General features: G+C 62.7%; 10 protein-coding genes. 6 read left to right on the top strand and 4 right to left on the bottom strand.

All coding sequences use genetic code 11. The features are described from left to right. Positions 1-82 precede the first annotated feature (82 nt). From AC1RM6_RS16675 to AC1RM6_RS16665, 3 genes are read left to right on the top strand one after another with little or no spacing between them, the layout of a single operon-like run. Positions 83-1,096: an ABC-three component system protein gene (locus AC1RM6_RS16675; protein WP_493103170.1), complete on the top strand. Its 1,014-nt coding sequence runs from the start codon at positions 83-85 to the stop codon at positions 1,094-1,096. Further along, positions 1,087-1,581: an ABC-three component system middle component 2 gene (locus AC1RM6_RS16670; RefSeq protein ID WP_493103168.1), complete on the top strand. Its 495-nt coding sequence runs from the start codon at positions 1,087-1,089 to the stop codon at positions 1,579-1,581. Before AC1RM6_RS16675 ends, AC1RM6_RS16670 begins: the two co-directional genes overlap by 10 nt. Before the next feature lie 28 nt (positions 1,582-1,609). Further along, positions 1,610-3,442 carry a hypothetical protein gene (locus tag AC1RM6_RS16665; RefSeq protein WP_493103166.1) on the top strand — a complete coding sequence of 611 codons (1,833 nt, stop codon included), beginning with the start codon at positions 1,610-1,612 and terminating at the stop codon, positions 3,440-3,442. Between the two features lie 35 nt (positions 3,443-3,477). Here the strand turns inward: AC1RM6_RS16665 and AC1RM6_RS16660 are convergent, their stop codons facing one another. Both AC1RM6_RS16660 and AC1RM6_RS16655 read right to left on the bottom strand, forming a co-directional pair. Further along, positions 3,478-4,293, bottom strand: coding sequence for a C1 family peptidase (locus AC1RM6_RS16660; RefSeq protein WP_493103164.1), 816 nt, complete (start codon positions 4,291-4,293; stop codon positions 3,478-3,480). Then, positions 4,278-5,561 (bottom strand): hypothetical protein, encoded by a 1,284-nt coding sequence (locus AC1RM6_RS16655; protein ID WP_493103162.1) that lies wholly within the window; start codon positions 5,559-5,561, stop codon positions 4,278-4,280. The genes AC1RM6_RS16660 and AC1RM6_RS16655 overlap by 16 nt, the downstream gene beginning before the upstream one ends. A gap of 281 nt (positions 5,562-5,842) precedes the next feature. Here AC1RM6_RS16655 and AC1RM6_RS16650 point away from each other — a divergent pair, with 281 nt between their 5' ends. Beyond that, entirely contained in the window at positions 5,843-6,703 is an 861-nt protein-coding gene (locus AC1RM6_RS16650) for a hypothetical protein (RefSeq protein WP_493103160.1), read from the top strand. A 36-nt stretch (positions 6,704-6,739) separates the two neighbouring features. Beyond that, positions 6,740-7,990: a phospholipase D-like domain-containing protein gene (locus AC1RM6_RS16645; protein WP_493103158.1), complete on the top strand. Its 1,251-nt coding sequence runs from the start codon at positions 6,740-6,742 to the stop codon at positions 7,988-7,990. Between the two features lie 335 nt (positions 7,991-8,325). Here AC1RM6_RS16645 and gorA read toward each other — a convergent pair whose 3' ends face one another. Then, on the bottom strand, positions 8,326-9,675 hold the full coding sequence (gene gorA / locus AC1RM6_RS16640) for a glutathione-disulfide reductase (RefSeq protein WP_493103156.1): 1,350 nt from the start codon (positions 9,673-9,675) through the stop codon (positions 8,326-8,328). A 438-nt stretch (positions 9,676-10,113) separates the two neighbouring features. Next, the gene (gene pgi / locus AC1RM6_RS16635) at positions 10,114-11,616 is read right to left on the bottom strand and encodes a glucose-6-phosphate isomerase (protein ID WP_493103155.1); all 1,503 of its coding nucleotides are present in this window, start codon (positions 11,614-11,616) and stop codon (positions 10,114-10,116) included. A 171-nt stretch (positions 11,617-11,787) separates the two neighbouring features. Between pgi and AC1RM6_RS16630 the strand changes: the two genes are divergently transcribed. Then, a complete protein-coding gene (locus AC1RM6_RS16630; RefSeq protein WP_493103153.1) occupies positions 11,788-12,813 on the top strand; it encodes a cache domain-containing protein in 1,026 nt (341 codons plus the stop codon). Positions 12,814-12,853 lie beyond the last annotated feature (40 nt).

Genomic DNA, 12,853 nt, shown 5'->3' with positions numbered 1-12,853 from the left:
CCACACCTGATCCAATAGCGCTTGAGAAGGGAGAGAATATCCGCCAAGTGACGTACTGGCGCGGAGGGGGAAATAGCGCACGATGGCATTCAACGAAGATCGCCAGATCCTAAATTTAACGGACAGCGAGCTTGAAGATCTGATCAAGAAGTGGCTCGCGAAGCTCGCGGACAGCTACGTCGGATTTGAGCGTCCAACCGCGTCGGCGGACATGGGTCGCGATGCCGTCGGCTTTCTCTCGGCTCGCCGGTATGATGACGGCTGGCAAAACTATCAATGCAAGCATCTTAAGGCGCCTTTGGGCAAGGCCGAGTTCGTCACTGAACTCGGCAAGATCTTCTATTACGCGGACCAAGGCGAATTCACGCTGCCCACCAAATACATTTTTGTCTGCCCCAATTCCGCGGTCCGGGACGTCAAGAGGGTGATCGACCGACCGTCGCTCATCGCGGACTTTCTGATCAACTGTTGGGACGCCTATTGCCTCAACGGCATATCGACGACGCCATGTCCGCTCACCCCGACGCTCACAATGGCGATCCGCGCGTATGCGTTCGAGAATGTCGAACTCTGGAAGGCAAGCGAGCTGGTGGAGAGGCCGCAGATGCGGGCCGTTTTGCACGAGCATCTCGACATCGATCCGGGCGAAGCCCCGCGGGTGCGGGTCGCTGACGTGCCGGAGGATGTTGCTGACGAAGAGGCCGCATATGTCACCCAGCTTGTGGCAGTGTTCGCCGCGGCCAGCGGCACGGCTTTTGCCACCTATGCGGAGGTCGTTGCGAACGCGACCTACGGCCCTCAGATCGTCAATGCCCGTCGACGGTTCCTCGAGCGTCAGGCGTTTCGACGCCATTTTCGCGACAACCTGCCGGCCAGCCAGATCGACAATGTCGACGAGGACGTGCACGAGACCGTAATCGATCGGTACCACACGCTGGGCACGGCTCCACTTTACGAGAGGCTTACGCAGATCATGGAGGTCGCCTCCACCGCGCAGGTTACAGGCGCGCTTGGGCGGCACAATCGCGTTACCCCCAGCGTCAAACAGGGCGCATGCCACCATTTCGCAAATGTCGGACGCCTGCCGTGGGCCTGACCCTGCCCATTGCCCAGCCGCAACTCTTCAACACGCCGCTCGAAGCCGGCGTGCGGGCCCTGCTCATTCTCGACGCCTTCGCGCCCCAAGCCTTTGACCTCGCTACAATGTCGCTACTTGATTATTACATCGTCCATACCGGCGACGCTGGCGGTCCACCCAGTCTTCACCCCGAGATCAACGCCCGTGCCGGCGAGTATTTCGTGCGCCGCCACCTGGTCGAAGAGGGCCTGCTGCTGATGGCCCGCGCATCGCTCGTCGAACAGGTGTTTACGGGCAGCGGCATCGCGTTCCGGACGCACGAAGCGGTAACTGCGATGATCGATCTGTTCGGTAGCGCATATAATCGCCGCCTCGCCGAAGCGGCTCGATGGCTGGCTGGGGAAGCCACCTCCCAAGGTGTCGATGCCTTCATCCAAGGTCTGAAGGAAGGCTTGGAGCGCTGGTCTCACGAGATCGTCGGCACGGCCGCTGACAATGTCTAATCGGCGCAGGATCATCGTCGACCAGCTGATGTTCACCGGACCCGAGCGGCCCCCGGTTTCGGTTCAATTCAACTCGGGCGTGAACATCATCTGGGGTGCTTCGAACACGGGCAAATCGTTCGTGCGTAAGTCGATTGACTACCTTCTTGGCGGAGAGCTTCCGACCCTGCCCCCCGAAGGCAAGGGCATGGATAACTATCTCCTGTGGCTGACTCTCCCCGACAATCAGAAAGTCACCTTGCGCTCATCCGCATTGGGCGGCGACATCTACAAGGCCGAAGGGCATCTCCAAAGCGTCGATGAGGGCTCGCCCGGATATGAGGTGTTTTCGCGAAAGCACGTCAGCTCGCCCAACGTTTCGCGCTTTCTGCTCTCGAGCGTCGGCTATCGTGAAGCGCAGTTGTTGAAGAACGAACGGGCGGAAAAGGCGCCGTTCTCGTTGCGTGTCGTCATGCGCTACCTCCTCATCGACGAAACGAGGATGATCGACGAAAAGAGCTTGCTGCTCGCGCACAACACCACGGTCACTTCGGAAGACAAGGGGCTGCTCAAGTTCCTCCTAACCGGCGTAGATGGCTCATCGATCGCGCAGGTGCGATCCGGCGATCAGCTCAAGGCTGCAAAGGAGGGGCAAATCGAGCTCCTCTCTCAGATGGCTGAGCAATTGCGAAAGTTGATTGACGAAACCGTCGAAACTTCTTCGGTTATTGCAGATCTGGCGACCGCCGAGCGAGAAAGGGCGGAGCTTCTCGACATAGTGGAAGGGCGCCAGAACAGTCTAGATGCGTTAGCGCTCAAGGAGCGTGGTCTTTCTGATGACATTCAAAGCTACCAAGCGCGGACCGCGGAGCTGAAGGCCCTAAAGGTGCGGTTCGATGAACTTGCGCGCGTCTACTCGTCCGATATCGATCGCCTCGAAGGCCTGGAGGAGGGCGGCTTTCTCCTGCAGCGCTTCGCCACGATCAATTGCCCCCTATGCGGAGCCTCTCCCAACCACCAAAAACATGACCATGGCCTTGGCGGCATCGAGGAGCAACGGCACGCTGTAGAGCTGGAAATGGAGAAAATCCGAGCTGAAGCCCGAGATCTTGCTGCGGCGCTCGCCGACGCCGACGCTGAAATCCTTGAGGTCGAGCGGCTCATCGTCGTGGCAGTTGGGAGTCTAAGCGAAGCGCACCTTGCCCGCGTCGAGGCTGCGCAGAGTGAAATATCGGCGCGATCCATCTTCCTCAGCGCAAGCGCTCGATGTGAGAAGCTCGAGTCCGACCTCGACAACCGGCGCCGAGTTGCCGAGCTTGAGACGCGGATCGCGCGTATCAAGGCCACGGCCGTGCAGTCGCGACAACGCGCCGATGGCATCGATGTAAATCTCGATCTCTCGAACAGCGAAGCGCACGAGCTGTCGACCGTGGTGAAGCAGGTCTTGAAGGCGTGGAATTACCCCGGTGCCGACGCGGTACATTTCGAGAAGAGCGACCAGGACATCATCGTCGATGGGAAACGCCGACGCGACAATGGCGCCGGGGTTCGAGCGCTTCTGCATGCCGCCTTCAAGGTCGGCGTGTTCGTCTATTGCATCGAGAAAGGCCGGCCTCATCCGGGCTTCGTCATCCTGGATTCGCCGCTTTTTGCTTATCGCCCCGCAGAAGAGGAGCGTTTCGAGGGTCTCGCCGCCGACGAGTTGGAATTGCGCAAAGCCGATGTGGCAACGCACTTTTACCGGTATCTGCAGGGTATGGCCGACCACGCCCAGTTCATCGTGATCGAGAATCACAAGTCCGATCAGGACGTCGTTACACCCTATGTGAACTATCAGTTCACGAAGAACCCGAGCATCGGCCGCGCTGGCCTGTTCGTCTGACGTCGTGTTGCGGGGCGGGCATCCCCGGGTCGCACCTAAATCGCAGCAAGCGTCCAAAAGTCGGTCGTGAAGCGAGGGTCGATATAGGCATAGGGCAGATAGTAATAGCCGCCGTCACCGCACGGCTGCCCGTTCGAATGCTGCAAACCCCACGAGTTTCGCATGATGAGAAGCTGTGATCCGTTATCGTACCCGACAAGCAGCGCGGCGTGCCTCTTTGCAGGATCATTGGGGTTGGGGACTGGCACCACGCCATGGTGCGAGTCGCCCAGATAGAATGACATCTGAATGTTGATGCCGAACGCCACCGGTCGGCCCCCGGCGATTTGCGCGCGGATGGCATCCAGCCCGTTCACTTGCACCGGCGCCGCGAAGCGATGCTGTGCGGCATCGGCGACCGCTTGGCCCGACGGCTGCCGGAGCACATTTGCCTGAGCGTAATTCCAGTAACCTTCTCGACAGCAGCCATGCTGGTACGCGCCAAGCATGGTCGCAGCGATCGAAGTCCCCTGATCGACGGCCGTGGAGTGATCGATGACCCGCGCATTCCAGTACAGGAACAGGCGCGAGGCATCGTTCGGGTTGATGCCCTTTTGCATCCACAGATACTGAACCAGCGCACCGACCGCGTTGCCGCAGCACGTCGCGCTGTCGAGTTGATCGTAGATCGGCGGCATCGCACCGCGCAGGTCTACCGAGTTCTGCAGCGTGAATGGTACTGCAAAGTTGCGATCCTGGAGCTTCGCGACGCGGGCGAGCAGCCGTTTCGACGGCGGTCGCCATCCCGACCGCCACTCCTGATCGAAGGATGGCGCTGTCTGGTCCGCCTCGTTCGTCATTCCTTCGGGCAAGACGCAGCCCCTTGTTCGATCAGGGCCGCGCAAGCCCGTGCCTTGCGAAGCGCCTCGGCCGTGTTGAGCTTGTCGAGCGCGACCTTATCCGACGCCAGGCTCGCGCCCTGGATCGTCGAAACGGTCGACTTGATGTCGGGTGCAGCCCCGGCGAGCGCGTTTGCGACATTCGCGGCGCGCGCGTCGGAGTTCCAGGTGAACTCCGTCGTACGCCCGAACTTGTCGAACTTGAGCGCGATCGTGCGGTTCTCTCCAAAGCCCACCGACAGGCAGAGCTTCGCCGGCCCCTTGAGCTGCGCTGCGACGAGCGAGAATGTCAGCGCATCGGGTTTCAGGTTCTTCTTATCGAACATCGGCCCATTGGGCTTCAGCGCGACACTCAGCGGGGTCGCTTGGGGAACGTACATCCAGACGCTGCAGTCATTGAGATTGGCGTCCGCCTTGTCGGGCGCGCGCGTAACTGCAGGCGCCGTGGCCACTTCGGTGAGGTTCGCGAACACCGCGAACGGTGCTGTCTTGTCGGCAATTCCGGGAACCGTCGGGGGCGCCGGGGGTGGCCCGACCCAAGCCGTTTCGAACAAGTCTTCGAACGCCTTGAAGTCGAAGTTCAGCGCGACATCCTGATTCAGGTTGGCTCGGTCGATCGTCACGTCCGCCGTCACCTCACGATGCAGGCTAGACCGCAAAGCGACCAGATTGGGCAGAGTCTTCTGGATCTTGTCTTCGACTGCCGCAGGGTCCGCCGCCGACGCCATCGAAGCACGCAGCGCCGTGATTTGCGCATCCAAGGCATCAGCCGCAATCAAGTTAGCTCTCGCCTTGCTGTTGCAAAGGAGGACGGGCGTGTAGTCGCCGTTCGCCGCAAACGCCGCGGCAGTGGCCGCGATCTTGATCACGTCGCCGAGGATGACCGACGTTTGATCGGTCGCAGCCGAATTGACCGACGTTATCACGCCATTGTCGTCAGTGCCGACCGTGATCGCGCGCTTGATCGACCCAGAGGCCAGATCGTTGCCTTCCAACCGGTATAGCGTGTCGCCGCTGGCAGCGACGGTGTCGAGCTTCAGCGCCGCCTTCGTCTGCGCGCCTGCCGGATCGCAGACGGTGACATCGACCGTGAGCGTTACCCTCGCCGTTGTTTTCGGCAGTCGATAATTGATCGATGCGGCCTCGAACGGCCGCGTCGTTGTGCAGGCGCCCAGCGCCAGTAGAGACAATGCCGCAAACAATAGTTTCATGTGCTCGTCCCCCGATTGGCCCTTCGCCATGCGGCTGTCTGGCAAACTAATCTCGATGATTTCAGACTGAACTCGTCGATATCCACCCCAGGATCGTCGATTTTGCCAGTTGCGACTCGTGACGCACCGAACTACTCGTTCGTGAGGATAGCTTGGATTTCACGTGACGCGAATAGAGAGGAAGCACCAAAGCGGATGGATTTTATATTTCTCGGAAATCAAACGTGTCGCCTATTTGCTCCCCCGCTGACTTCTTGGGAAACCGGACAAATCCGCGGCTGCGATCATATCTTTGCCCAATGTCGAAAATTATGACCAAGGCATCTGCGCCGACCTGTCTCATCTGCCAGAAAGAGCCGGCAATCCGGGCGCATCTTTTGCCCGAGTGTTTCGTCCGTGAGATCTTTCACGAGTCGAAGGCCGACGAAAAGCACGTGATCCACCATCCGGAAACCGGTCAAAAATACCAGTCGAACACCGGTCGCTTCGACAAGGGCATCCTGTGTTCGGCCTGCGACAATATCCTCGGCCGGTATGAGGAATCCGCCTTCCTGCTGATCAAGCGGCTCCGCGCCATGAAAGTGGGCACGAAGCAGGAGACGGACTGCGTGGTGAATTCGGGAACGTACCCGTTCCGCGTCACCGTCGTGAACGAGTTCATTCGCTTTGCTTGCGGGGTCCTGTGGAAATACGCATCGATCCCCCCGGACGATGCGGCCCATATCGATATCGGTGATGCGAGAGTGCTATTCGAGGACATCTGCTTTCGCGGGGCCGATATTCCCGAGGGCGTCGACGCCTTCATCGAGCGCGACCTTCTCTCCTTCGCGGCCTTCAAGGACCCGAACGAAGTCTATTATTACTGCACGCCGTCGACCGGCCTGCAGGGCAACAAGACTTCGCACCGAATGACATGGTTCAGCGTCGGCGGCTTCATCATCTATGTGAAGCTTAACGAGCGCGGGCTCTCCGATTTCGCCCCCAGAAAGTGCTGGATGCGGGGCCGCAAGCAGTGTTTTTTCAACGTGTCCCCTCGGTCGATGACCGTAAACCGCAGCATTTATCAAACCATCGGCCTGACCAACGACGATCTCGCCAGGCTGAACAAGTCGATCCACACCAAATATCAGACCGGCGAATTGCAGCGATGGGGCAATAGTGCCCGCGGCTGATCGAACCGAATTGCGGTCACATCGAAAGGGAGGAAGATGGGGGCTGCACCCAAGGGCTTTGTGTCGCTCCTGGAAAATTCCGACGAGGGTCACGGCGATGAAATCCGTCGTCATCTTGGGCGCGCGACGCATTTCATCTGCATCGTCGCCTTCGCCAAATCCTCGGGCTGGACGCTCATCAGGGACGCCTTGGCCGAGCGGGCGTCGAAGGGCCTGAAGGCGACCTTCGTCGTCGGTCTCGACTTCTATCAAACCGAACCGAGAGTGCTTCGGGCGATCCGGCTGTTGCAGTCGAAAGCCGCTGCCAGCGGCGGCGAAATCAGCCTCTATCTCGGCGGCGGTCCCAAGCGGGATACGCTTCACCCCAAAGTCTACTGGTTCAGGGGGCCGGGCGGCCAGGCGCTGATCGTCGGCTCGGCAAACATGACCTCGGGTGGCCTCTCCAGCAACTACGAGCTTTCGGCACAGCTCTCCGGATCGGCCGCCAAACACCAAGCATGGCTCGAGCGCTGGATTGCCGCGCGTATCAAGGCGAAGGACATCGTTGAGGCGAGCGAGGACCTGATCAAGCGCTACGAGAAGCGCCGCAACATCTACCAAGCCGCGATGAAGAATGCCGAGCGCCAAGCAGCGCGTTCGATGGAGGCGGATGCGGGCCACACCATTACGCTAGAAGCGCTTCTCGTTGAGATGCGAGCCGACGATGGACCCGACGGATTAGATCAGTCGATGACGCGCCGCCGGCAGAACCTGCCCAGGGCCCGCGCACAGATCGCCGTTCTTGCCCAGGCGCCCGACCTCAAGCGGAGCGAGTTTCTGGAGGCGTACGAGAAGCTGATTGGATTGTGGCGCTCAGGCGGCATCGCGCGGGGCAAGACGACGGTCGCAAAGAAGTCGGCACGGCTCCAAGGCGCGCTGCGCGCGTTGGCCGCCGAGCCATCGGACGACCCCGCGACTCTGTTCGACCTTCTCCAAGAGCATTTTGCTGAGATTCCGCGCGCCGGCACCAACGTGTTGACCGAGATCCTGCACGCCCGCGATCCCAACCGCTTCCCCGTCATGAACCAGAACTCGGTGGCTGGAATGGCTCTCGCCAACATTACCGGCTATCCCCGCGAACCGAACAAGACCTCGGTCGACGGGGCGCGCTACGCGCGTTTCGCGGCCGACGCCGAGCGCTTGCGGCTAAGCCTCGGGCTGGCCGACTTGAGCGAACTCGATGCGCTCTTCAACTTCGCCTATTGGAAAAAAGACGAAGACCACGACGAGAACGGCGATGATGAATAGGAACGGCCATGGGTAGAGACGACCCGCGCGGACGCCACACGATCTAATGTCGGCTTTCGGTATGCCGCTTCAATAGACCTAGACGACCGGAATTGGGGCGCATTGCTGACCGTCCGGTTCGCCATCCGCTATCGACCGCTTTCGGCTAGACCTGACGTTTACGGGTGATAACCTGAGCGACCAGCTCCGTTCGGACTCCGGATGGATCCGCTTTGCTGTGAGCAGGCACAAGCCGCCTAGCTCCTTCTCGCCGGTGCGCCCGGACGGTGACAACCGCTGTCGCTGTTTCGCCTACGCCCAACTCTGACCCGAGAACAGGAGCTGCCCCCGCCCCGCTACTTCATCAACACCAGTTCCTCGGCCATCGACGGATGCAGCGCGATCGTGTCGTCGAACTGGGCCTTGGTCAGCTTCGCCTTGACCGCGATCGCCGCCGCCTGGAGGATTTCGGGGGCGTCGGGGCTGATCATGTGGATGCCGAGGACGACGTCGGTGTCGGGGTGGACGACGAGCTTGTAGAGCGAGCGTTCGCTGTTGCCGGCGAGCACGTTGCGCATCGGGCGGAAATCCGAGGTGTAGGTCTTCACCTGGCCATATTGCTCGCGCGCCTCGCGCTCGGTCAGGCCGACGCCGGCCATCGGCGGGCTCGAGAAGACCGCCGAGGGGATCGCGCTGTAGTCGACGCGGTGCGGCTTGTTGCCGAACACCGAGTCGGCGAAGGCCTGGCCCTCGCGGATCGCGACCGGGGTCAGCTGGACGCGGTTGGTGACGTCGCCGACCGCATAGATGCTGGGCACATTGGTGCGGTTGTCCTCGTCGACCAGCACCGCGCCCTTGTCGTCGGTCGCGACCCCGACCGCGTCGAGGCCGAGCTTGTAGGTGTTGGGCGAACGGCCGATCGCGAACAGCAGCAGGTCGGCGTCGAGCGACGGATGGTCGTCGAAGTTGATGCACAGCGACCCGTCATCCTGCTTGTCGATCGTCTTGAAGCTGACGTTGAACAGGAACTCGATCCCCTTCTGGGTCGAGATCTGGAACAGCCGGTCGCGGATCTGCTCGTCATAGCTGCGCAGGATCTGGTCCGAGCGGTTGACCACGGTCACCTTGGACCCCAGCGCGTGGAAGATGCCGGCGAACTCGTTGGCGATATAGCCCGCGCCCGCGATCACCACCCGCTTGGGCAGCGCGTCGAGGTGGAAGACCTCGTTCGAGGTGATGCCATGCTCGACGCCGGGGACATGGCTCGGCACCACCGGCCAGGCGCCGGTCGCGATCAGGATGTAGCGCGCGGTGACCTTGCGGCCGCCGGCCAGGGTGATCTCGTTCGGGCCGCTGATCGCGGCGCGCTCGCGGAAGATCTCGACCTTGTTGTTGCCGAGGGTGTTCGTATAGAGCCCCTCGATCCGCTCGACGTCCTTGAGGACATTGTCGCGCAGCACCGTCCAGTCGAATTTCGCCTCGCCGAGCGTCCAGCCGTAGCGCGCGGCGTCGTGCAGATCCTCGGCGAAATGGGCGCCATAGACGAGCATCTTCTTGGGCACGCAGCCGCGGATCACGCAGGTGCCGCCGATGCGGTGATCCTCGGCCACCGCGACCCGCGCGCCATAGGCCGCGGACACCCGCGCCGCGCGCACGCCGCCCGACCCGGCGCCAATGACGAACAGGTCATAATCGAAATCGGCCATCGGGGGTCACACTTTCCTGGGGAGGGTTGGTCTGGACAGGGTGCCGATATGGCGACGACGGGCTGATCGTGCAAACCGATGATAGCGATCAGACTGATCGAGTGGGCGGGGTGTGAGCGGTGGCGCTCTTCTGATCCTCCCTAAAGCGCAGCTTTGGGGAGGGGGACCAGCGAAGCTGGTGGAGGGGTTTTCAACGGCTTAGCGACCGCACGTGTTGAGGTTCCGCCGCGGCTGCTCCGCAGCCAGCTTCGCGCTTTCGCCATGCCCCGGCATCGCGACGCACTGCGCCCCTCCACTATCCTGCGGATGGTCCCCCTCCCCACGCTTCGCGCAGGGAGGATCTAGGCAACAGCATGGCCCGATCGGCGACGTTGCGTGCGAGCCGACTGAGATCCCGGCCTTCGCCGGGATGACGTGGGATGGCGCGACTGAACCCGCTCAGCCGAAGGCGCGCTGGATCAACGCGCGGGTCGAGGCGTCGAAGCGGTCGGTGCCTTCGCTTTCGATCGAGCGGGCGATCTCCTTGCCGAGTTCCACCCCGAACTGGTCGAACGGGTTGATCCCCATCAGCACCGCATTGGCGAAGGTGCGATGCTCGTAGAAGGCGAGCAGCGCGCCGAGCCGGGCGGGGTCGAGATGGTCGAGCAGGATCGTCGTCGAGGGGCGGTCGCCGGCATAAGCGCGCGCCGGATCGTCATTGGGCTTGCCCGCCATCAGCGCGGCGCCCTGCGCGAAGCAGTTGACGAGCAGCGCGCGGTGATGGCCGTCGTCGAGGCCGTGGCCGGGTTCGATCGCGGCGATGAATTCGACCGGGACCAGACGGGTGCCCTGGTGGAGCAGCTGGAACACCGCATGCTGGGCGTCGGTGCCGACCCCGCCCCAGGTGATCGCCGCGGTCGGGCCGTCGACCGGCGAACCGTCGGCCTTCACGCTCTTGCCGTTCGATTCCATCTCGAGCTGCTGGAGGTAGAAGGGCAACAGCCGCAGCCGCTCGTCATAGGCGAAGATCGCGCGGGTCTCGGCCTTGCGGACCGTCGAATAATATTGGTCGACGAAGGCGGCGAGCAAAGGAAGGTTCGCCTCGGGCGGCGCCAGCCGGAAATGCCGGTCCATCGCCGCGGCGCCCTCGAGCAGATTCTCGAACGCGTCCCAGCCCAAGCCGAGCGCCGCCGGGAAACCGATCGACGACCACAGCGAGTAACGCCCGCCGACGCTTTCGGCGAACGGCAGGATGCGGGTCTCGTCGACGCCCCATTCGACGGCCTTGTCGGGCGAGGCGGTGAGCGCGATCACCCGGCCATAAGGATCGTCGACCCCGGCTTCCTCCATCCAGGCGAGCGCGCTGGCGGCGTTCATCATCGTCTCGGTGGTGGTGAAAGTCTTCGACGCGACCACCAGCAGGGTCGCGTCGGGATCGAAGCTCTGGAACACCTCCTCGAGCGCGGCGCCGTCGACATTGGAGACCACCGCGACGTCATAACGGTCGCTGTCGCGGCCGAGCGCATCGACCAGCAGGTCGGGGCCGAGCGCCGATCCGCCGATGCCGATGTGCAGGACATGGCGGATCGGGCCGAGCGCCTCGGCCTCGATCGCATCGATGATCGACCGCATCCGGCCCTGGAAACCTTTGGCACGGGCGACGCTTTCGGGCGTGCCCTGGCCGCGTTCGGCGGGATGTTCGGCGGCGCGCCCCTCGGTGACGTTGACGATCGCGCCCGCGAACAGCGCGTCGCGCTTTTCGGTGAAGCCCTGGGCCGCCGCCAGTTCGCCGAACGCCGCGACCAGTTCGGCGCTCAGATGGGTCTTCGAGAAATCGAAGACGATGCCTGCCTCCTCGATCGCGAGGCGCGACAGCCGGTCGGGCTCACCCTTGAACAGATCGGCCAGCGTCGCGGTCGGTAGATCGGTGATTCGCGTCCAGATGTCGGAAGTGGCGGTCATGATCGCTCCTGTTGGGCCCATATGGCCAAAAATCGCGGAAATCCGTGTGTCTCGTGCAAAAACTTACGCTTTGTTTACCCGTTTGCCAGCTTCTTGCACGCCAAGAGCGCGGCAAGATGACAGCTCGACGGCGAGAGGTGCCCCAAATGAGGCCGGATTGGGAGACCGTGCGTGCAGGACGACATATTGCGGCTGGCCTATGAGGTCTCCCGGATCACCGGCGAGAAGATCGACCGGATCGACCGGGTGATGAAGCAGACCGGCATGCTGGCGATCAACGCCCGGCTCGAAGCCGCGCGCGCGGGCGATGCCGGCCGCGCCTTCTCGGTGGTCGCGCAGGAACTGGGCGTGCTCGCCACCTCGATCTCGGGAATCAGCCACGAACTGCGCGCCGCGATCACCGCGAACATATCGTCGCTGCGCAACGCGGGCAGCCAGATGCTCGTCGATTTCAAGGGCACCCGCTATACCGACCTCGCGCGATCGGCGGTCGAGATCATCGACCGCAATCTCTACGAACGATCGTGCGACGTGCGCTGGTGGGCGACCGACAGTTCGGTGATCGACGTGCTCGAACGGCCGGGCGACGCCAGCGTCGATCATGCCCGCGAACGGCTGGCGACGATCCTGCGCTCCTACACCGTCTATCTCGACCTGTGGGTCGCCGACCGCAGCGGGACCGTGGTCGCCACCGGCCGGCCCGACCGCTACCCCCAGGCGCAGGGCCTCGACGTCTCGCGCGAGCCCTGGTTCGGCAAGGCGATGGCGACGACGAGCGGCGACGATTTCACGGTCTGTGACATCAGCCGCCATCCGGTGCTCGGCAATGCCCAGGTCGCCACCTATTCGACCGCGGTCCGCGCCGCCGGCCGCACCGGCGGCGCGCCGATCGGCGCGCTCGGCATCTTCTTCGACTGGCAGCCGCAGGCCAGCGCCGTGCTCGACGGCATCGGCCTGTCGCCCGCCGAACGCGCGCATGCCCGGCTGATGCTGCTCGACGCCGGGCATCGGGTGATCGCCTCGTCCGACGGCGAAGGCGCCTTCGGCCAGTCTTTCCCCCTGGTCCGGGACGCCCGCGCCAGCGGCTATTATCTGAAGGACGGCGCGCTGATCGCGTTCGCCGAAACCCCCGGCTATGAAACCTATCGCGGGCTCGGCTGGTATGGCTGCATCGAGAGCCTGCAGGACGACGAATAACCAACAACGGCGCCCGCTGGCGCAAAACGCCATCTATCTA

This window comes from Rhizorhabdus sp. GW822-FHT03C02, from assembly GCF_058801765.1.
Note: the sequence above shows the minus strand (reverse complement) of the source record. Positions and strands in the feature narration are given on the sequence as shown.

Coding starts and splice junctions, on each gene's coding strand:
- AC1RM6_RS16655 (WP_493103162.1), bottom strand. CDS start 5,561: ATGGCGAAGGGCCAATCGGGGGACGAGCACATGAAACTATTGTTTGCG.
- gorA (WP_493103156.1), bottom strand. CDS start 9,675: ATGGCCGATTTCGATTATGACCTGTTCGTCATTGGCGCCGGGTCGGGC.
- AC1RM6_RS16650 (WP_493103160.1), top strand. CDS start 5,843: ATGACCAAGGCATCTGCGCCGACCTGTCTCATCTGCCAGAAAGAGCCG.
- AC1RM6_RS16665 (WP_493103166.1), top strand. CDS start 1,610: ATGTTCACCGGACCCGAGCGGCCCCCGGTTTCGGTTCAATTCAACTCG.
- pgi (WP_493103155.1), bottom strand. CDS start 11,616: ATGACCGCCACTTCCGACATCTGGACGCGAATCACCGATCTACCGACC.
- AC1RM6_RS16645 (WP_493103158.1), top strand. CDS start 6,740: ATGGGGGCTGCACCCAAGGGCTTTGTGTCGCTCCTGGAAAATTCCGAC.
- AC1RM6_RS16675 (WP_493103170.1), top strand. CDS start 83: ATGGCATTCAACGAAGATCGCCAGATCCTAAATTTAACGGACAGCGAG.